Annotated in this window: 9 protein-coding genes; 6 read left to right on the top strand and 3 right to left on the bottom strand. The window is 43.3% G+C overall.

The window, feature by feature from the left end; translation table 11 throughout:
- The first annotated feature begins 18 nt into the window (after window positions 1-18).
- Window positions 19-9,381, top strand: a complete 9,363-nt coding sequence (locus tag AC23N5_RS17055; RefSeq protein ID WP_487756508.1) for a SpvB/TcaC N-terminal domain-containing protein — start codon at window positions 19-21, stop codon at window positions 9,379-9,381.
- Between the two features lie 82 nt (window positions 9,382-9,463).
- Entirely contained in the window at window positions 9,464-10,588 is a 1,125-nt protein-coding gene (locus AC23N5_RS17050) for an OmpA family protein (RefSeq protein WP_487756507.1), read from the top strand.
- A gap of 60 nt (window positions 10,589-10,648) precedes the next feature.
- On the opposite strand, the gene AC23N5_RS17045 is transcribed toward AC23N5_RS17050, so the two are convergent.
- Together AC23N5_RS17045 and AC23N5_RS17040 are read right to left on the bottom strand one after the other, a co-directional pair.
- Window positions 10,649-13,270 carry an ABC transporter permease gene (locus AC23N5_RS17045; protein ID WP_487756506.1) on the bottom strand — a complete coding sequence of 874 codons (2,622 nt, stop codon included), beginning with the start codon at window positions 13,268-13,270 and terminating at the stop codon, window positions 10,649-10,651.
- Window positions 13,267-13,602 (bottom strand): PadR family transcriptional regulator, encoded by a 336-nt coding sequence (locus AC23N5_RS17040; protein ID WP_183979299.1) that lies wholly within the window; start codon window positions 13,600-13,602, stop codon window positions 13,267-13,269. The genes AC23N5_RS17045 and AC23N5_RS17040 overlap by 4 nt, the downstream gene beginning before the upstream one ends.
- Window positions 13,603-13,745: 143 nt before the next feature.
- Between AC23N5_RS17040 and AC23N5_RS17035 the strand changes: the two genes are divergently transcribed.
- Window positions 13,746-14,627 (top strand): Rpn family recombination-promoting nuclease/putative transposase, encoded by an 882-nt coding sequence (locus tag AC23N5_RS17035; RefSeq protein WP_183979298.1) that lies wholly within the window; start codon window positions 13,746-13,748, stop codon window positions 14,625-14,627.
- A 61-nt stretch (window positions 14,628-14,688) separates the two neighbouring features.
- Here the strand turns inward: AC23N5_RS17035 and AC23N5_RS17030 are convergent, their stop codons facing one another.
- Window positions 14,689-17,148, bottom strand: coding sequence for a DUF5686 and carboxypeptidase regulatory-like domain-containing protein (locus tag AC23N5_RS17030; protein ID WP_487756505.1), 2,460 nt, complete (start codon window positions 17,146-17,148; stop codon window positions 14,689-14,691).
- A 225-nt stretch (window positions 17,149-17,373) separates the two neighbouring features.
- Between AC23N5_RS17030 and AC23N5_RS17025 the strand changes: the two genes are divergently transcribed.
- The 3 genes from AC23N5_RS17025 (at window position 17,374) to AC23N5_RS17015 (ending at window position 21,821) form a co-directional block, all read left to right on the top strand.
- The gene (locus AC23N5_RS17025) at window positions 17,374-17,547 is read left to right on the top strand and encodes a hypothetical protein (protein ID WP_487756504.1); all 174 of its coding nucleotides are present in this window, start codon (window positions 17,374-17,376) and stop codon (window positions 17,545-17,547) included.
- 235 nt (window positions 17,548-17,782) lie between these two features.
- Window positions 17,783-20,752, top strand: coding sequence for a DEAD/DEAH box helicase (locus AC23N5_RS17020; protein WP_487756503.1), 2,970 nt, complete (start codon window positions 17,783-17,785; stop codon window positions 20,750-20,752).
- Between the two features lie 169 nt (window positions 20,753-20,921).
- On the top strand, window positions 20,922-21,821 hold the full coding sequence (locus tag AC23N5_RS17015) for an Rpn family recombination-promoting nuclease/putative transposase (protein ID WP_487756502.1): 900 nt from the start codon (window positions 20,922-20,924) through the stop codon (window positions 21,819-21,821).
- The last annotated feature ends 59 nt before the right edge of the window (window positions 21,822-21,880 follow it).

Genomic DNA, 21,880 nt, shown 5'->3' with positions numbered 1-21,880 from the left:
AACAAATTAACCTGCCTTTTGAAAACCCTAAGACCGATTCGGTGGGTATCTATTTTTGTCAAAGGAGGGATGGTCGTTGCCTCGCTTGTTGTTCTGTTTGCGTTTTATGGTTCAAAAATTAAAACGACCAACGCCTTTACAACCGAAGTATTTCCCACTCCTAAAACGCTTTCGGTGGCAAGTGTGTCTGTTTCAAAGCCAGTAAGATATGGATTTGATGCCGATATTGCTTATGGTAGCATTGGGACGACGGACAAAAAATCAATTGATAGTCCTTTCGATAATGTATTCCATGTCCAACTTCCTGAATTGCCTGGTACTGACTTTCAAGCGTTTTTAGAGTATCAACTGTACGGTGTAAGCACCCACGAGTCTGTTGCACGAAGCATCAACGAATCGCAAGCGATTGGAGCGCATTTTGTTCAGCTCAATAAGGCGTGGAGTAGTCAGCAAGAGACCATCCCTTTGGCGCTGTTGCATTCTGGCGACAACGTCATTCGTTTTTCGTTGCCTTTGGAGGCGAATTATCAGTACGAAGTTAAGCAAGTACGCATCGTTTTTAAGCAGCAATCGAAAGGAGAGGAAGCGATTGTGCTCAACCAACCCGATAGCGTTTTTTATGGACAAAATGCCTATATCAAAGGAATGATTCGCCTTCCTCAACCGCAAAAAGGGAGCTCGAAAGAACCCGTTTTGTTGACCTGCGGTGACCAACGCATCCCTGTATATCGTGGTGAATTTGAAGCGTTGCTTGACAATCCTGGTAAGACATCGTTTAGGGCGTCGTTGAAAGCCACCTTTTCCAATGGTGAAATTGTTACCAAGGATGTCTGCTTTGTGCGCGCTGAAAAAGCGGATCAAGTTTACACGTCTGAGGTGAGGCAAGGAGAAAGTTTAGGGCATTTTGACCGTGAAAAAGGGCTAGATTTAACCTTGGTTACGACGGCGATTTCAGGGGCTTCCATTGAGATTCCAGCCTATGCTTTATCCCAAAGCAAACCAATTTCAATCACGGCCCTACGCGCCATCGACTTGCCTGCATTGAACGAAGACATGGTCAACGTAACAGCGGGGGCGGCAGGGTATCGTTTCTTGCCGCATGGAAGTCAATTTAGTAAGGCTGCTCAGTTGAGTATTCCTTACGATAGCACGCTCATTCCTGAAGGCTATACGGCCAGCGACATTCGCACTTATTATTTTGATGAACAACTCCGCAAGTGGCTCGTTCTACCGTTCGACTCGGTGGCTACGCCCTCAAACGTAGTTTTGTCTCATACCCTGCATTTTACGGACATGATTAACGGGATTATAAAAGTGCCCGAATCCCCTGAAACGCAAGGCTATGCGCCTACGACTATCAAAGATTTTAAACCTGCCGATCCTTCGGCGGGGATTGTAATGATAGCACCTCCCACGGCAAATACCATGGGTAATGCGTCATTGGATTTTGGTCTAAAACTTCCTGCGGGGCGGCAAGGAATGCAGCCAGAATTAAGCATCCGCTACAACAATGGTGGGGGTAATGGCTGGTTGGGGCTAGGCTGGGACTTGTCTGTTCCCGCCATAAACCTAGATACTCGTTGGGGAGTGCCGAGGTATGATGCACAATGGGAAACCGAAACGTATCAGTTGGAAGGGGGACAATTGGCTCCCACGGCGCACCGAGCTACGTTAGAAAAACGCGTTACTGAAAAAGAATTCTTTCCACGGGTGGAGGGAGGATTTGATAGAATCGTCCGACATGGTTCGCATCCGTCGAATTATTGGTGGGAAGTTACTAATAAAAACGGCGTCAAAAATTTTTACGGCGGTTTGCCCGAGAAAGGCGTAGTGGACGCGGCCGTTCTCAAAGATACGCTAGGAAACATCGCCCATTGGGCATTGGTACAAACGCGCGATTTGGACGATAACCGAGTGCAATATACGTACGCTAACGTAAAAAATCCAGGGGTTGTAGGCGGTAGGCCAGGACAACAACTGTATATTGATAAAATCAATTATACGAATAAAGCTTCTACCGAAGGCCCTTACACGGTGACGTTTACGAGAGACCGACAATTGACGGAGCCACAGCGAAAAGATGTCAGTATGGATGCCCGTTATGGTTTTAAAATGGTCACGGCCGATTTGCTCCGAAAAGTTACCATAACATTTGTAAATCAGCTTGTTCGTACCTACGATTTGAAATACAAAGAAGGAGCTTTTTACAAAACATTGTTGGAAAGCGTGACCGAACTAGATGATGCAGGAAAGGAGTTTTATACGCATCGTTTCGACTATTTCGACGATGTTCTTGCGTCCTCTGGTTACGCTCCCTTGGGCGAATTGACAAAGTGGAACGTAGAGAAGGATGGCGCGAAAGGTGGCATCATTAATCCCATTCCAGGGTTTAATGACCAGAGTTCGGTACTGAGTACCGAAAAATCCAACAGCTTTGGGGCAGGGCTGGCTCTCACCGTGGGGTTTATAGGCGACGGCTGGACCAAGCAGTTTACGGTGGGAGGAAGTTTTGAGTTTGACTACACAGGCAATGAAGGAGTGGTAAGCATGACCGACATCAATGGGGATGGCCTTCCCGACAAAATCATCAAATTAGGGAATCGGCTATTTTATCGGGCTAATCTAAAAAATGCCAACGCTTTTGGAAACCTGAAGCCCATCAGTGGCGTCAATGATTTTAGTGCCAGCAATGCACTTTCGTTTTCACTGGGCTTACAGATTGTTCCACCTTTGGGCTTTTTTGGGTATAATTATACCAATACTACCACCACGACCACCACCTATCTGTCTGATTTTAACGGGGATGGTTTGATAGACATTGCTTCTAACGGGCAGGTTTTTTTCAATCACCTTGACCCGCAGGGAGAACCCATTTTTGAACGAACGAGTACGCGTACGCCTAATCCGCTTTTTCTCGGTGGAACGGTGGATAAAACTTTTTTTGCCCCCGATACAGCCCTGCAACACCGCCAAGAAAAAGAGTTTCCACTCCAAGACATCGTACGTTTTTGGACGGCACCTTTCGACGGAGCGGTTCGCATTTCAGGCCCCGTTCAATTGCTAAAAGCAGCGGACAGTCTTCGATCAAAAAAAGAAGATGGCGTAAGGGTGAGCATTCAGGTACGAGAGGGGGTCGTGTGGAGCGAGGCCATTGGCGCGGGAAACTTTACCCCCAAAATACCGACAGGGGTGAGTAATGTAAGGGTAAAAAAAGGCGATCGTGTCTATTTTAGGGTGCAATCGGTTTATAATGGTGAAAACGATGAAGTGGAGTGGGATCCCATCGTTGATTACGTGAGCGCGGTTTCACCCGTGTTGGATGTCAACAAAAAAGATACGCGGCACTACCAAGCCTCCGAAGACTTTATCCTCAGTGCCATTCAGCCGTTGGGGATTCCTGCTTCGGGAATTTTAAAAATTTCGGGTGATTTTTTCAAATCAATTACCTCAGATACGGTCATTGTACGAATCGTTCGGAAGGATTCGCTGGGAGGGATTTCTATTCCATTTCAGCGAGTTTTTGCAGGAAATACCAGCGTCAGTGGCCCGCTGAAAGATACCGCGCTAAACGTAACGGTCAAAGATTTGTTACGGTTTGAGATAGATGCCGATTCGTACATTGACCGAACGGCCGTGCGTTGGTCGCCCAACTATGAATTAACGTTTGTGGATGCTTCGACGCGTCAGCCTGTGACACAAAAAGGCGGGATAGTGCCAGAAAATAACAAGTACACTACTTGGTTTTCGCCTACCCCCGTTGTCGAAAAAAATACCCCGGATACCGTTCGTGTGTACCCATTGGTCCCCCTCAAAGCTGATAGTAGTGGGACTGTTGTGTTCACCATCAAAAGCCCTAATTCGGTCATAGCCAAGCGAATTTTGCAAGTCAAAAATGGAAAAATTGTGGGCGCTGTTGATACGCTATCGCTCATTTTGCCCCCTCAAACCCCCATTTTTGTGGAGTACCACGTACCCAACGTGGGTTTTGCCAAAGCCATGTCCCTAATTGGCTATGGGAGCAAAATAGATACGCTCGTTAGTGACTCTACAGGAAAACACCGCAAAGTACTGTATAAGGTGCGGTCAGCGGGAATATATACCAATTCGGACGATGAATTAAGCCCACTTTTTCGCGGTTGGGGGCAGTTTTCATTTGCGGGCGACAAAGGCAACGGTCCTTTGGATGAGTCAAAATTGAATTTCAACGAGCTGAAAAATGTTGATTACAAAAAAATACTCGCCGACACTGCCAGCTACCGAAAAGACCCCAATTCCCTTAAAAGTGTGCAGAGCCCTACCAATTCGGATTTTGCTCCGCTGTACGGTAATGCGACAAAAAACGCGTGGATAGGCCGTGATAGTTCGGTATTTGTGTCAAAAACAACCATGAGTAGCTCCCGTTTGTGGAAGCACGATGTGGCCGTCGATAGCCTGATGTTGGGCGCTGGGGCGTCGTTGACGGCGGTTTCCAAAATCGAACGAAGTGATGTCAATAGCCTTTCGGGGGGATTTGTGGTTTCGGGTAGCTATTCCAATGCCTCAACGACCAATTTACTCGACATGATGGACATGAACGGGGACGATTACCCTGATGTTTTGCACGTCAATGATGTTCAATTCACCCTGCCAAACGGAGGGCTGGAATCGAAGGGACGACCCAATGCGCTGTCGCCTACCAATACCACCGCCAATTCGTTTGGACTTAGTTTGGGAGGAAAGTTTCCCAAAGCGTCGGCTTCCAACAAACGTAGTGGAAGCAGTGCCAAAAACAATAAAACAGCCTCCAATGCCCGAAGTGAGCAGAAATCTGCGAATGCCTCCATTGGCCTTTCGGGAAGTATTGGTTATAACGAACAATCAGGAACGGCGGCTTGGATCGATATGAATGGCGATGGTTTGCCCGATAAAGTATATAAAAATGGCGAGGTAGCCCTAAATCTTGGGTATTCATTTTCGACTCCCGAGCGTTGGAATTTTGAAAATATCGAAGAAGGTAAATCAACTAGCTTCGGGGCGGGCATTGGGGTAAATCTCTTTTCGGGAACCATTGAAGCGGGTATTGGAATGTCGCGCAGTGATGATAATACCCAACTAACCTTCCAAGACATCAATGGCGATGGCTTACCCGACCGAATTACCTCGACCAATCCACTGACGGTTCAATTGAACACGGGTAGCCGTTTGGGACCCCCGCTACTTTGGAAAGGAGCGGCAAGTCTCAATAAAACCGTTTCCGTTGGAGAATCTATTAACGCTGCCCTGACCATTGCCATCAACATCATCATTATAAAAATTTGTATCAACCCTTCTTTTAACGTTGGGCACGGCGTTTCGGGGCAAATGGATCAGTTGCTGGACGTCAATGGCGATGGTTATCTTGATGTCGTACATTCCGAAAACGAAGGAGATTTGTCGGTGCGTAGTTCTACCATTGGGCGTACCAATATGTTACGGCGCGTTCAACGGCCTTTAGGTTCTTATTTTTCAATGAATTATGAACGCTTGGGTAATACCTACGAAATGTCGTCCCAAAACGTATGGGCGTTGAGTAGCGTAGAAGTGTACGACGGTGTAGCGGGCGACGGGATAGACACCTTGCGTAGCCGATTTCGTTATGCCAACGGGCGCTATGATCGTCGCGAAAGAGAATTTTATGGTTTTGCAAATGTTGTTACCGAAGAGCTAAATACGGCTAACAATAATGCCGTGTACCGCACTTCGGAAGAAGTTTTTTTGAACCAAAACTATTACCTAAAAGGGTTACTCAAAAACGAAATCTTGCGCGATGCTGCGGGCAATAAATTCAGTGAAAGTAGTAATACCTACGAGTTAAGAGCCGTGCGTGATAGCGTATTTTTTCCTGCCCTGATTCGAAATGACAGGTGGATATACGAAGGAAAAGCGGTGGCTGGTGCGAGTACGTACATGCAGTACGATTATGATGCTTTTGGGAACATTAGTAAGCTCATTGACGCGGGCAATGGCACGCCTCAAGACGTGCTCACTGCCAAGGTTTCGTACCATAATAACGACGTTGCTTATCTCAAGAACATTCCTGCGGAGGTAATTGTGACAACGGCTGAAGGAACCAAAAGAAAACGTACGACCGCTATAGATAGCAAAGGGCATCTCACTCAAGTGCGGGCGTTTTTGGCCGATGGAACTTCGGCCAATTTTGACCTTGAATACGACGAGTACGGTAATTTGAGTAAACTTTTACGCCCCGCCAATTACCGAGGGCAACGGCTGTTTTATCAATATGCCTACGACAATGTGACGCACAGCTACCCCGTAAAAACCACTGATGCTTATGGCTACAGCAGCACAGCGGAGTACGAATACCGTTTTGGAAATAGAATTCAAAGTACCAGTATTCAAAACCAACCAATTCGATTCGGAATCGACAACCGAGGACGTATCAGTACCATTACTGGGCCTTATGAATTGGCCGCAGGCAAAGCATATACTTTGGCCTTTGAATACCATCCCGAGGCCAGCACCCCGTACGCCCTTACCCGTCACTACGACCCTGAATACGACAGCTCCATTGATATTGTGACTTTTATGGATGGTTTGGGGAGAGAAATTGAAACCAAAAAATTGGGCGCGCTCTTCAAAGGTAAAAACCTCGCCGATGAATTAAAAATGATTGTATCGGGGGGCGATATATACGATGCTTTCGGACGGGTTGTCAAAAAGTATTACCCTACGACGGAGGCGCTGGGGGCTGAAAATACCAAGATATCAACGACGATTGGGAACCTACTCGAATCAGTCAGTTATGATATCACCGACCGAGTGGTGCGGCGAGAATTGGCCGATGGCACGGTTGAAACCATGAGCTACTCGGCGGTTAATAATCAGCTCATTACCGAAAGCAAGGATGGGCTGGGCAATAGAATTGAAAAATTGGACGATGTAAGAGGCCGTCAAGTCCAAGTGAGGCAGTACGGCGGCCCCGATGGGACGATTTTTACCAATTATTTCTATAATGCCCTGAGTGAATTGTTGCGGGTAGAAGACCACCTCAAAAATAACATTGTTAATACCTACGATAACCTAGGACGTCGCATTAGTACCTTGCATCCTGATGCGGGTTTGACCGAATTTAGCTACGATTTGGCAGGGAACTTGGTACAAAAAACAAGCGCCCAACTTCGAAAAACAATTCCCAAAGGAGGGGCTATCAAGTACGGTTATGATTACGAACGCCCTGTCGATATCGATTATCCCATTTATTACCAAAACAAAGTAAGTTACAGCTACGGCGCTCCCAACTCGGGCAATCGGGCGGGGCGACTGACGCTGGTAAAAGATGCAAGTGGTGGGCGAGAGCTTTTCTACGGGAAATTAGGCGAAGTCACCAAAGAAATTCGGACGGTGTTGGTCAATGAAGTTTTTTATACTACTTACGTCAGTGAGCAAGAATACGACACTTGGAATCGCCTCAAAAAAATGACTTACCCCGATGGTGAAGTGGTTAATTATCACTACAACCGGGCAGGCGGGCTAGCGAGTATCGATGGTCAAAAGGCGGGGAATGCGTATGCGTACGTCAGCAAAATAGGCTACGACGAATACGAAACCAAAGTATATATGAAGTACGGCAATGGCACCGAAATGAATTATACTTTTGATGAGCAGCGTCGCCGCCTTAAAGGCTTGCAAACCACGGCGGCAAGTGGTCGTTCGATGCTGAACAACAGCTACACCTACGATGCTGTCAGTAATATCACAGGGATTATTAACAACAGCTTGCCGCAACAAGGAAAACTCGGAGGCAAAGCCAGTCAAAAATACAACTACGACAATTTGTACCGACTCGTCGCTGCCACGGGACAGTACGAAGGCAGCAAAGACACGGCGTCCTATACGTTGGGAATGTCCTACGACAACTTGTCGAACATTCTCAGCAAAAAATTAACAAAACGCGATACTTCTGGGAATTACCAATATAACTACCAATACGGTGGCGCTGCTCCCCACCAACCCACTCAGATTGGCAACAAAAAAAGCCGTTACGACCTCAACGGAAACCTCACGGTTTTTGGCGGTGCGGAGTATTTTTGGGACGAAGACAATCGCTTAATGGCCATCCTCGACAACGGCCTACTCAGCGAATACACCTACGATGCGGCGGGAGATAGGGTGATAAAAAGCAGTGGAGGAGTTCAAGGGACTTGGCTCAACGGCGCGGCGGCGGGCACCATCAATCACCGCGACAATTATACGGTTTATGTAAGTCCGTATTTGGTATGTAGAAGGACGGGCTTTACCAAGCACATTTACGTCGAAACTGAGCGGATTGTTTCCAAAATTGGTACGGGAAGTTTTACCAATATTTCTTTTCCTCAATCGGCACTGACGGCGGGGGGAGTCAATTACATCCAACGAGCCGCGCAGTTGAAACAAGACCGAGTCAATTATTACGCTACTTTGGGCGTTAGTCCTGGCCCACCTACCCAAAAGCTGTTTTATGCCGAACCCCAAAACAGTGGTATCGCACCACCCGTGTTGGTGGATAGTACCGCAGGGAACATTCCTGCTGGGTGGCCTGGCAATACCACCAAACCAACCAACGGCCCGCCGATTTATGTCAGTCCGATTCCGAGTAATGACTCCGTAAAGGCAGGGTATGGGTTTAGAGGAACGGGACACCTTGCAGAGCTCAACCAATATTTTTACCACGGAGACCATTTGGGAAGTACTTCCTACGTAAGCAATGTGCTAGGAGAAGCCGTCCAACACGTGGAGTATTCGGCCTTTGGAGAGACATTTTTTGAAGAGCGTAACAGTTCTGAAGCAACTCCCTATTTGTACAATGCAAAAGAACGAGATGCCAAAACGGGATTGTATTATTATGGAGCGAGGTATTATGATGCGGCTACTTCTATGTGGTTATCGGTGGATCCGCCAATTTTTGGGGAGTATTTGGAGGGTAAACGTAATGGGGGTGTCTTTAGTCCGCACAATTTAGAAGTATATGGGTATGTCTATCAAAGCCCCACTATACTAACAGACCCTGATGGACTGAGTGGAAAGGGATGGACAGATGCAGGAAAAAAGAAGAAAGAAAAAAAAGCGGGAATTCGTGATGTCTCTAAAGACCGCCCTTCCACTGCTGGTTATAAAACAAATAGTAGACCTCCCGACGCACCTATAAACGATGTGGAAAGGCAGCAAATGGAACATATAAGAGCAAATCCAGAAGATGGGGTAGTAATCATGGAGAACCTGGATGACCCTCAATTTGAAAATGGCAAAAAAATGTCATATGCTCCTCCTGGAACAGGAGTAGAAATACATTATGTTGCTACATTTAAAAAGAATAAAATGAAAACAGTCGCAGATTTTAAATTCAAAAACAACAATAATAAGTAAAAATTCAACATAGAAAGCGCATGTTATAAAGGGGCTTTTGCTGAGTTATTTGTTTGTTTTCGAGCAAAATAAAATACCAACTATGAAAATCAGTTGTATCGTCAAATTTTTCATCCCCCTGCTCTTCATCCTCCTGAGCATCCAGCAAGTTCATGCCCAAAAGGACAGTCTCTTGCTCAAAATCTATTTTTCGGAGGGGAAATTTGGGCTGAGTCCTGCGGCTAAAACGTTGCTTAAAGACTTTGCCGCGCAGCACAAAAACCAGTCCCACATCAACATCGCGGGGCGCGGCGACCGCCACGGCTCCGATGCGCTCAACGACAGCCTGTCGCTCAAACGCGCATTGGCTGTAAAGAATTTTTTAATGGCCAGCGGCTTCGCTCGCGAAAACATTCATGCCATCATCGGCTTTGGTCGCCGCAATCCTGTTGATCGAACGCAGCCGTATGTTGATGCCGAAAACCGCGTCGTGTGGATTACGGTTTATGCAAAAGAAGACACCACAAAAAAAATAAAAACGGTGATTGTATATCGTGACTCGCTTCCGCCCAAACCCGCCGTTAAAACGGTTTCAATCAGAGATACCCTCATTCAACTGCTTCCGCCTTTTCCTTCGGTCTATTTGGTGGGCAACCGAAAACCGCTAAAGGGCGATACGCTGCACATTGATACGACGATGTGGCAGGTAAAAACGACCTTGTTCATCACCCGTAAAATTTATGTGGCCAATGACACTACCCGCATTTTTTACACCAAAGGGGTGAAAGAAATCCCTGAAAAAACCAAGGGAGCGGCTATTGCTCGGGCTTTTTTAGACAGCTTGCAAAACAGTGGAGTCGGCGACGCGATTATCATTCGACGGCTGAGTTTTGAGTTTGGTTACCACCTCATGCCCACCACCAATCTGCCAGCATTGGAAGCGGTGGCGGCTGCGCTTAAAACCCATCCTGATCTTAAATTGGAAATTCGTGGGCACGTTTGTTGTGGCGATTTGGGGCAAGATGTATATGATAAACAAACAAGTCAGTATGATCTTTCTATCAATCGTGCCAAAGAAGTATATGAGTTTTTGGTTGCAAATGGTTCGGATAAAACCCGATTATCGTATGCTGGCTACGGCATGAAGCAACCGATGGTGTATCCAGAAAACGGTAAGAACGACCAGTACCGAAATCGTCGAATTGAGTTTGTGATTTTGAACAAATAAATAGACGCAGTTTGTGTTGTGCTCGAAAGCAAAGCCTTCGAGCACAACACAAATCATTACTCATTCATTCTTCAAAACATTCGCGGGATTGGTGCGGGCGGCTTTTAGGGTTTGAGAGCCGATAAGCACAACTGCCAACGCCAAAACGGACCAAAAACCGACCGTTAGTTCCCAAAAATGGATAGGTTGGTGGTAGGCAAATTGGGTAAGTACCAATTTATCAAACAACAAATACGTGCTAGGTAGGGCAATGGCCGCCGAAAGTACCAACAACCCCAAAAAACCTTTGCTAAGAAAATAAACCAAAGAGGGCTCATTGGCTCCCAGCACTTTACGGATACTGATTTCTTTGAGTTTGGTTTCGGTCGTGAAAACAACCATGCCAAACAAGCCTAAGGACGCAATGCAAACGGCTAAAAAGGCCAAAAATCCAATGACTTTCACGATAACCGAAAATTGGCGGTAGGCTTCTTCGATTTGGTCGTCGTAAAAACGGGCATCCAACGGGTGAACTTTGTCAATGCGTTTCCACACGGCTTCAATCTGCGCCATGGTGGCGGGCAAGTCTTTGGAGTTGATTTTGAGGTTAAGGTTGCCTTCGTTGGGGGAATAAAAAAACACAAAAGGCTCAATGCGGTGTTCGACCGTTCGGTAATGGAAGTCCTTGACCACCGCGATAATGGTAAACTTTTTCCCGTCGAGGGTTTTGATTTGTTCTCCGATGGCCTTGGTCGGATGGCCACCACCGATGTTGAATCGTTTTATGACTTGCTCATTGACAATCACTTCCGAACTCTCTTCGCTTTTGGCCCGTGGTGTAAAATGTTGTCCCGCAAGCAGCTGATGTCCGTGTAAGGGTAAATAGCGTTCGTCCACGTAGTTTTGGGCAATATTGGAAGAATCGTCTGGTTGTTGGTACTTAATCATGGTGCCATATACGCTTCCTAAGCTGGTGACAAGTCGAGAGGTGGAAATGTCGGTTAAGCTTGGGATTTCGGCCAATTCTTTCCGAAGAATTTCACTTTTGTTGCCTTTTAGGTTGATATTCAGGATGTTTTCGGTAGAAAATCCGAGGTTAAAAACGATAAAATGTTTGTATTGATTATAACCAAGAATCGTGGTAGTGATGAAAATCAGGGAAAACGTATATTGAACAACGATAAGCGCTTTGCGGAGATTAACGCGGCGGAAAAGGGGAACTGAAGAAGCATCTTTTAACACCTGAATGGCTTTGATACGGGCAAAAAATAACGCAGGTAAGAAACCCGCAGCAATGCCAACCAAGGCTGATAAACCGACAAAATACAAGATGATTTTGGGTGAAAGTTCCAATGAAACGAGTTCGGTAAGCTGAGGGGCTAGACCCAAAAACTGTGCCCGTAGCACCAAGAAAAGTACAAATGCCAACAACAGTGCCATCAGAGAAATAAGCACCGATTCGGTAATAAATTGAAGCAAAACGTGTTCCTTAAACGCACCAACGATTTTGCGAACACCCACCTCCCGCGCTCGGCGAAGCGACCGTGCGATAGAGAGATTGGTGTAATTGAAACAGGCCGACAAAATCACTACCAGCACCAAACCTGCCAGTATCCAAATGGTGATTTGGTTCATGGTAGGGCCACTGGCATTTTCCAAGCGATTGCCAATCGTGATGCCGTTTAATGATTGGGGGTTCAACTGAATTTGCTGATTTTTAAGTTGTTTGTTTTCCGACAAACAAAGCTTATCGAGGTTTGCTTGCAGGGTTTTAAGTGAGCTGTTTTCGGGCAATAATACGTAGGTATAATTTGAAAAAACATTGCCCCAATTCATAAAACCACCGTCAAAATCGGGTTTTTGGAGTTCGATACTGGCGAAAGACACCAAGGCGTCAAAACGTAAGTGAGACAGCTTGGGAATATCTTTCATGACGCCCGTAATGGTGTATTCGGTGGTGTCAAATCGAATGCTTTTGCCCAGCACGTCGGTGTCACCAAACAGTTTTTGGGCGGTTTTTTCGGGCAAAACAATCGTGTAGGGATTTTTTAACGCGGTCGCAGGATTGCCCGAAAGCAGCGGAAACGTAAAGACTTTAAAAAAGGACGCATCCGCCCACAACCCACCCAGCGGAAGCGTGGTTTCGTTTACTTTGGCATCCCCGCCGAAACCCCGCCGCAATAGCGTTACTTGTTCCACGTTGGGGAATGTTTCTTGAATTTTTTTACCCGCCAATACCGACCCCGAGGCGAGTTCAATAGAAGGTTGTCCTGTGGGTCGGAGTGAGGTGTTGATGCGGTAAATACGGTTCTTTTTTTCGTGAAAATCATCGTAAGAAAGCAAATCACTCAAAAAAGAAATCATCAATAATCCCACCGACATGCTGATGGAAAGTCCGATAATGTTGATGGCTGAAAAGAGTTTGTTGCGAACCAAACTGCGTCGTGATGTTTTAAAATAGCTGTTAAACATGATGGTATAAGTAAAAAATGAATAAAAATTAGGCACACGTAGGGTGTACAATCGGATAAACTTCAGGACGTCTATCCAATAAATAAAGCGGGCGTAGCGAAGGCCACGGCGTTGAAGGTTACGCTCAAAAAATTCGTAGAGGTCGCCTTGCAAATCTTCGGCGAGCTCGGGGCGGCAATACCATTCCAAGAGCCGTTGTGCATTGCGGGGAGGAGTGGGGGCGGTACTCATACCGCTCCCCCAAGGTTGAGCTCAGGGATGATTCGCCAGAGTCCTTCACGGATTTCACGGGCGTTGACCAGTGCCATTTTTCCCGCTTGGGTTACTTCGTAATAGCGTTTGCGTTTGCCGCCGCGGGCACTGGTGGCTTCGCCCAAAAAACTTTTGGCTAATCCCTTTTCTTCCAGTCGATTAAGAACAGCGTGAACCACCCCTAATTTCGCGGCTCTGCCTGTATGTTTCTCCAATTCGTCGCAAATGGCTACGCTGTAAGCTTCGCTGGCTAAGGCGGCAATCGTAAGTAACACCAACTCTTCAAACTCGCCCAAATTTGTTCCCTTCATACATCAATTTTATTTATTCTGTAAATGTATGTAAAATGGGCTTAATAAATTCATTATTTGTATGTAAAATATTTTTTCGTACAGAAATATGCTCAACTTTAGACGTTAAAAAGCGTAACTTTGCAGTATAAATAAAGAGAGCAATGACATTCAAAGAAAAATACATTAATCCGTTTACCGATTTTGGGTTTAAGAAGCTCTTTGGGACTGAGCCTAATAAAGACTTATTAATCAACTTTTTAAATGATGTCATTCTGCCTCAACAGAAGAAAGTAGCTGATTTGAGCTATCGTAAAAACGAGTATATAGGGCATACTGAAATGGATCGAAAGGCAGTTTTTGATTTGTATTGCATAAGCCCAAGTGGGGAACGATTTATTGTGGAAATGCAGAAAGCCAAGCAAAATTATTTTAAGGATAGAAGTGTATTTTATTCCACATTTCCCATTCAAGAACAAGCGCAAGCAGGAGATTGGAATTATAGACTTTCAGCAGTTTATACCGTAGGAATTTTAGATTTTGCCTTTAATGAAGATTCTAAGAGTAATTTAACCAAAGAAGTACGGCATGAGGTACAATTGAAAAACCAGAAGGGGGATGTATTTTATGATAAATTGACTTTTGTTTATCTTGAAATGCCGCATTTTAATAAATCAGAAGACGAGTTAGAGACAACTTATGATAAATGGCTCTTTGTATTAAAACATTTGCCGAACTTGACAGAAAGGCCGCAAAAATTACAAGAACGGATATTTCAACGCCTATTTGAAGCAGCTGAAATAGCTAAATTTAGCCATGAAGAGAAAGAACAATATGAGGAAAGTTTAAAATCGTATAGAGATCTTAAAAATGTTATTGACACTGCCTTTGACGAAGGCGAAGCTAAAGGCAAGGAAGAACGAGCTACTGAAATAGCTTCTAATATGTTGAAAAAGGGGCTTCCCATTGATTTAATAGGCGAAATAACAGAGCTGCCATCGGATGTAATTATGAGATTGAAAGAAAATCTGGGTTTAGACGAATGATTGAGTGCAAGCCGACTCAAATCTGCCATGCAGAATTATTAGTAAGCAAATGCGCAAGGGCCTAAAAACTCCACGTGTTTTTCGCGGCATTGTACGGCTCGATGGAAAATTTGATACCGTTGCTTATGCCAAACGTATTTGACTGGCCGATGACATAATACGCTCCCAAGCGAATCCGTTCGCGTCCCAATTTGAAGATACGATTCAACCCAAAATACAATTCCGAATACTGAAATTTACGTTCGGGAACGTACAAAAAGCCACCTCCCGCCATTTCGCGGATTTTGGTTTTGTTGAGCAGCGGGATTTTGCTCGTCAAGAAGCCGTTGAATTGATGTACGTAATGCGTCTCCAAATGCCAATCGAACACGGGAAACGTCCGAGGAATGAGCTGATAGGTGTACATGGCAGGCGAGAAAAAATAGCGGTCGCCACCCCGCATGTACGAATAATCCATCACTGCCAAGCTCGTGGTATCCAAGAACTTACCCGCGCTGATACGGTACTCCGACGTGCCGATGATACCTACGTTAAAAGTTTGCCGTATGGAGGCCGACAGCTTGGTGTAAACGTTGGTGTTTTTGCCTGAAACAGGCCAAGCGCGGTCGATGCTCAGACTAAACGTAGGGTAGTTGGACCCCAGAATGACTTTTTCGTTGGGCTCTCGCAGGTAAAGTTGGCGCGGCGTATAGTCGATACCGAAAACGGTTCGGTAGATGTGCGTGGTCGGGAAAGGTTGAGGGGCATTATTGCTAAAAATGCGGTCGCCGAGTGAGCTAAACTGAAAATTCGACAAATCGCTGCGGGTTTCGTAATAGGCTTGAGCGCTGAAATAAAAGCCGTTGAAAAGCTCCGTTCGGTGCATAAGATTGATGTACTGGTTTCGGTAAAAATTGCTTCGGCGGGCAATGTCGCTAATCGTCGCCGCGCCGTTGATGACGTTGAAACCTGAGCCCATCGCCAGACTGATGTTGGAGACTTTGAGGGGATTGTAAAAATAGCTAACACTCACAAAACCAATCACATCCTTGTTCTTAAACCCATAGCCCAAGTTGCTATTGACCCACAATTGTTTTCGGTTTTCTTGGCGTTTGTAAAACCCTGCTCCGTAGCGTACCCGCCAGCCGCCAATGGCCAACGGGTCAACCAGCCCCAGCACAGGGTCGAAGTGCCAAGTGGTCTTTTTTTCGCGGTTGATGTGCCCCATGCCCAAATACACGACCTTGGGAAACGTAATGCGGTTGAAAATTTTATCAATCGAATCCAAGTACGCTTTTGAGTTTACCAGCGCTTCGAGCCGTTCTTTTTCTTTGATAAATTTCTGTTCGTCGCGGGTCAACGGTTGCGGGCGAATCTGTTCCCAAAAAGTGGTGTCGCGTTTGTAGGCTTCGGCGGTGGTGACGCCCACTTCGTCCCCAAAAAAGCGCTTTGGCAAGGCCAAATCAAAGGCGTAGTCGGACTGCAAAACCTCGGTTTTACCCGCCTTTTTGGTGTTTCCTTCTTTGACTTTCCAATGGTACGTAACCCGCGTCGGAATCCAGCGATTTTGGACTTTCTCAAACTGCTGTTTTACGCCAAATTCATCGTAACGCAGCAATCCTCGCTTGGTGATTTGAAGGTCAACATTGCGCAAAACCCATTCATCTTCAATGACTTCGATGGTGCCTTCGTACAGCGCGTTGCCCAGCTCGCGAGGAATGACTTTTATTTGGTATATTTTGTAGGGGCCGTCGATGTAGTACTTCAACAGCTGAAAACGATAACTCAAAAACGTTAGATCGCTCAGGGGGGAGGTGATTTCGTTATCGCCGATTTTGGCGATTTTTTGGTGGTTTTGGTAAAAGTTAAACTCCCCGTCGGTCACCGACTTAAAAAACAACGTACTCTGGTCGCCCAGCCGCTTGACCGCTTCGCGCTCTTCTTTTTGCTGTCCTGCCCGACTTTGGTGCCGAACTAGTTGACATTCAAAGAGGTTTAATTTAGGGATGCTGTCGGTAATGACAGGTTTTTTGAGCGCATCTTCGACTTTGGCGGGGGTATCCTCTTCTTTTTTGGGAGCAACTTTTTTAGTTTCCAGTCGCTCGACGCTCTTGATGTACACCTTGGCGCGGTAGTTTTGGTACTGCCTAAGGAGCGAATCTTTGCGCTGGAGCACCTGCTTGATGACCTCGTAGGAGTAATCCCGCTTTTTGACCTTGACTACCACTTCGTCGAGTTGCTTTTGGTCTATTTTTAGGTACACATTTTTGACAAGGTCTTTGGCCGCCACCACTTCAAACACCTCCGTTTGGTAGCCCATCGACGACACCGAAATGCGGTTGAGCCCTTCCAATAATTTGAGTTGATAACGCCCTTCTTTGTCAGTGACGGTACCCGTATTGGCATTTACGACGCGAACCGTAACCCCAGGAAGTGGCTCGTTGGATTCGGAATGAACAAATCCCCGAAGTTGGTAAAACTCTTGTGAAAAGGCAGTAGTGGCAACGAGTAGAAGACCCAATAGACGTAAAATAGTTCTCAAAACGATGGCTGGTTAGGTAATGGCTGCTAATTCCCTAACGCACAAATCGGCGTTTATGCTATACTGAGGTTGAAAAATTCGTCGTTTGGGTGTGAGTGGGTGGGGTGGGTGGGGAGAGCGGATAGGGTGGGAGGCGTTGCGGTGCCAGTATTTCAATAATTATGAAAAGGGCATGAACTAAAAAATCATGTTTTTTGCGTAGTTTTGTTAAAACCAGAAATTACCATGAGTATCAAACAACTTAATGTAGCTGATATAGAACAAATAGATGACCCTTTGTTGCTAAATCAGCTTTTGGGCTATCTCCAGATTATGAAAAGAGCGGCTGCACAAATGAGTTCAAATCGTGAGTTGCTTTTAGCCTGTGCTGGAAGTATAATAAATGATGTTCTATACTAACTACATAGCGTTATCTACACGTACACAAATCTGAACTTATCCAAACTTACAGTCCACTGAACTATATTGATATCTAATTTATGCAGGATAAATTTATATATTTAATTGTCTCGCATAAAACTTGGATTGTCCAGCTTTTTTTATATGTTTGTTAAAGTGAAAATGCCTGTAATAAGTTGCGGGTAAATAGAAGTTTTTAGAAAAAAGGATAAAATAAACTCACAATAAATAGCAAATGAGTTTCTTCTCAAAATATTATAACAGCATAAAATATCCAATCAAGGAAAGGCCAGAAGATGAAGGGCTTCGTAATGCACAGATAGGAGCAATTCATAGCATCGCAGCACACTTTACAGTAAGCCAACAACCAGCAATGGTTGTTATGCCCACAGGTACAGGTAAAACAGCCGTACTAATGATGAGTGCTTTTTTACTCAAATCACAAAGGGTTTTAGTAGTTACTCCAAGTAAATTAGTTAGAAGTCAAATAGCAGAGAATCTAAACAAAATACAACCTTTAAAGAAAATTGGTGTAATTGATGTGGACGAAGCAGAGATAAAAGTAAAAGAGCAATTAAATAAACTGACAGACACAGACTTATGGAATGAATTACGTGATTTTGATGTGATTGTAAGTACACCCAATTGTATAAGCCCTGAAATAAGTGGAATTGCACATCCACCATCTGATTTGTTTGATTTGATATTGATTGATGAAGCGCATCATTCTCCTGCCAAAACTTGGTCGGGATTGATGCACGCCTTCAGAAGCTCCAAACAAGTTTTATTTACTGCTACACCATTCCGCAGAGATAAAAAAAATATAAATGCAAAATTGATTTACAATTACCCTATTTCTTTTGCCTATCAAGATAAGGTTTTCGGACAAGTGGAATATATTCCTGTAACAGAAGAAAATGCTAACGATATATCAATAGCCAAAAAAGCAGAACAAGTATTAAAAAGCGAGCCAGAAGGGATAAAACATTACCTAATGGTGAGAACAGATACAAAAACAAGAGCCGAAGAATTGTCAAAAATTTATGCAGAAAACACTTTGCTAAGATTACAAACAATTCATAGTGATTTAACAAGTAGTACAGTAGAACGCACTATAAAAAAATTAAAAAGCGGAGACCTTGACGGAATTGTTTGTGTGGATATGTTGGGGGAAGGTTTTGATTTTCCTAATTTAAAAGTTGCTGCGATACACTCACCTCATAAATCTCTTGCAGCAACATTACAATTCATCGGAAGATTTGCACGAACAAATGCTAATGACATTGGCAATGCAAAATTCATTGCTATTCCAAAGGAAATTGAAATTGAAAGAAAAATGCTCTATAGAAGCAATTCATTATGGCAGGACTTAATTATTGAACTAAGCGAAAATAAGATAAATCAAGAAATTGAAAATAGAGAATTAGTTGATAATTTTGAAATTAATGCTGATGACACTATTGAAGAATTGACAGAATTTTCACTACAAAGCATTGAGCCATATTATCATGTGAAAATTTTCAAAATCTTTAATGGTGCCTTTGACGCAAAAGCAGATTTAGATTTCTCCCAATTCAAGGCAGAAATTATTTACAGACAAGATGATGAAATTGATAGTGCATTACTTCTAATATTAAAAGAAAGTAGAATGCCAAAGTGGCTAAAAATCAAATCTTTTGAAGATATAAAACATCATTTGGTTTTAGTTTATTATGATGTAAAATCTTCTTTTTTGTTCATCAATTCTTCAATTAAAAATAGTATTGAGTTTTATGAAATTATTGCTTATTATACAACTAATGCATCTGATGTAAAAATTTTATCTGATGAAGAATTGAACAGTGTGTTAGGTGGAATTTCTGATCCAGAGTTTTTCAACATAGGTATGCGTAATCGCGCAACTTATGGAACAAACGAAAGTTATAAGATTATATCAGGTCAAACCGCACATAATTCGATTGATAAAAGTGATGCAAATATTTATCATCGTGGACACATTTTCGGGAAAGGAAAAGAAAATGGAAGTGACATAACAATTGGACTGAGTTCTTCTTCAAAGGTATGGAGTAATTACTCATCCCATATTGCAGGCTTTTTATCTTGGACAAGTAAACTTGCTCAAAAACTCACTGAATTAACTGATGTAAAAACAGGAACTCCACTTGATTATTTGCCTCTCAGCGCAGGTATTGATACGCTGCCTAATGAAAATGTTATAGCAATTGATTGGGATGTGTTGACATATAAAGGATTTGTAAGTATTAACTATGAAGGCTTTACTACGGATATAAGAAATATTGACATTGAATTTGACAAAGAGAGTTCAGATAGAGACAATATTTTCTTTGTTATAAGAGGAAATAATTTTGATTGTAAATTCATCTACTCTCTCAATAATGATAAATACTTTACATCATTAGATAGTGAACTCTCAAAGAAAATTACTGTCCAAAAAGGGCAAAAAAGTTCATATGATTTAGAAAGTTACATTAATAATTTCCCATTAAATTTTTATTATGGTGATTTTTCTGTCGTATGCAACAATGATAAGTATCTTAAACCGATTTACATAGATAAACCATTCGATGAAAATCATATTTTCACCTGGGAATGGGAAAGACTAAACGTTGATATCACATTTGAAGTTGAAGACCCAAAACGATACAAAGAAACAGGAGGAAAACATCCAAGAAACATGAAATCAATCCACGAGGTCTTGAATGAATACATAGTCGCCCTTAATCTACCCTATATTTTGTATGACCACGGGACTGGGGAAACAGCAGATTTTGTCACAGCAGAAATTGATTATAATAATGATATTTTAATCAAATTTTATCATTGCAAGGGTTCTGGTGATGCAAGTGCAGGAAATAGAGTTGGCGATGTTTATGAAGTTGTTGGCCAAGGTATAAAGTCATTGAAATCAACGGAAAAGACCAAATTGATAGGGAAAATAGCAGAGCGAGATAAAGTGCATAGAGGCAAAGAATTAATTGGTTATAGATATGATACATCTCAAATGCTACAGGAGTTTTTAGCAACTCATAATGATAAACCAATAAAATTTGAAATAATTTTAGTTCAGCCAGGAATTACGAAATCAGGCATTGAAGAGAAAATTTCGTTAGTTCTTTCAGCAGCCAATAGATACATAATGAATAGTCCAGGGTGTAAACCGATAAAAGTAATCGGAACAGAATAATCCCTCAGTAAAAGTTAAATGAAAATTCTGAGAACAACGTACTACCGTCAATCGCCGCGAAAGCCCAACCCGAAAAGTCAACGCTCGCAGCCACGTCGCTCATGCAACCGTTCCACGAAAGAAAAACAACAATCCCTCAAAAACCGTAAACCTATTTAAACCCCAAAAAATGAAAGTAAAACAGTTAATTCGATTTGATTGGGCAATGAAACGGCTTTTGAGAAACAAAGCCAATTTTGATATTCTTGAAGGTTTTTTATCAGAACTCCTTAAAGAAGATATTAAAATAAAGCAAATATTAGATAGTGAAAGCAATAAAGTAACCGATGATGATAAACATAATCGGGTAGATATTCTTGTAGAAAATTCAAAAGATGAATTGGTGATTATTGAGATACAAAATAGCAAAGAGTACGACTACTTCCACCGTATGCTTTTTGGAGCATCAAAAGTGATAACTGAGCATATTAAAGAAGGAGATGCTTACGCAAATGTAAAAAAAGTGATTTCGATAACCATTGCCTATTTTGATTTAGGGCAAGGCAAAGATTATGTATATCACGGTACAAACGTATTTAAAGGCATTCACAAAGGCGATATTTTGACTCTTTCGGATAAACAAATGACCTTGTATAATAAAATGGAGGTGCATCAGATATATCCCGAATATTGGGTAATAAAAGTGGGTATGTTTGGAAATCGGATAAAAGATAAATTGGATGAGTGGATATATTTTTTAAAAAATTCAGAAGTTAAAGATAGCTTTTCAGCGAAAGGGTTAAAAGAAGCAGGAGAGAGACTTGATGAAATGAAACTTTCAGAGAAAGAAAGAAAAGAATATAACGCTTATTTAAAAAGACTTCGGGATATTGCCAGCGAACAACACACAAAAATGGCAGATGCGCAGGATTTGATTTTGGCAGAAAAAAAAGGAGAAGAAAATAAAGAAATTGAAGCAATCATCGGGTTTTATGAAATAGGTGTTTCTGCTGAAAATATAGCCAAAGCATTGAAAATAAGCATTAACAGAGTAGCAGAAATCATAGAGAAACATAAAGGCAATGGTTGATACTTGAGGGGGTGGGTAAATCTCCTTGTACTCTACGAGAGCCTACTTCAAATTAATTC

The organism is Runella sp. R5_40, from assembly GCF_057652295.1.
This window is presented reverse-complemented; position numbering and strand designations above follow the sequence as displayed.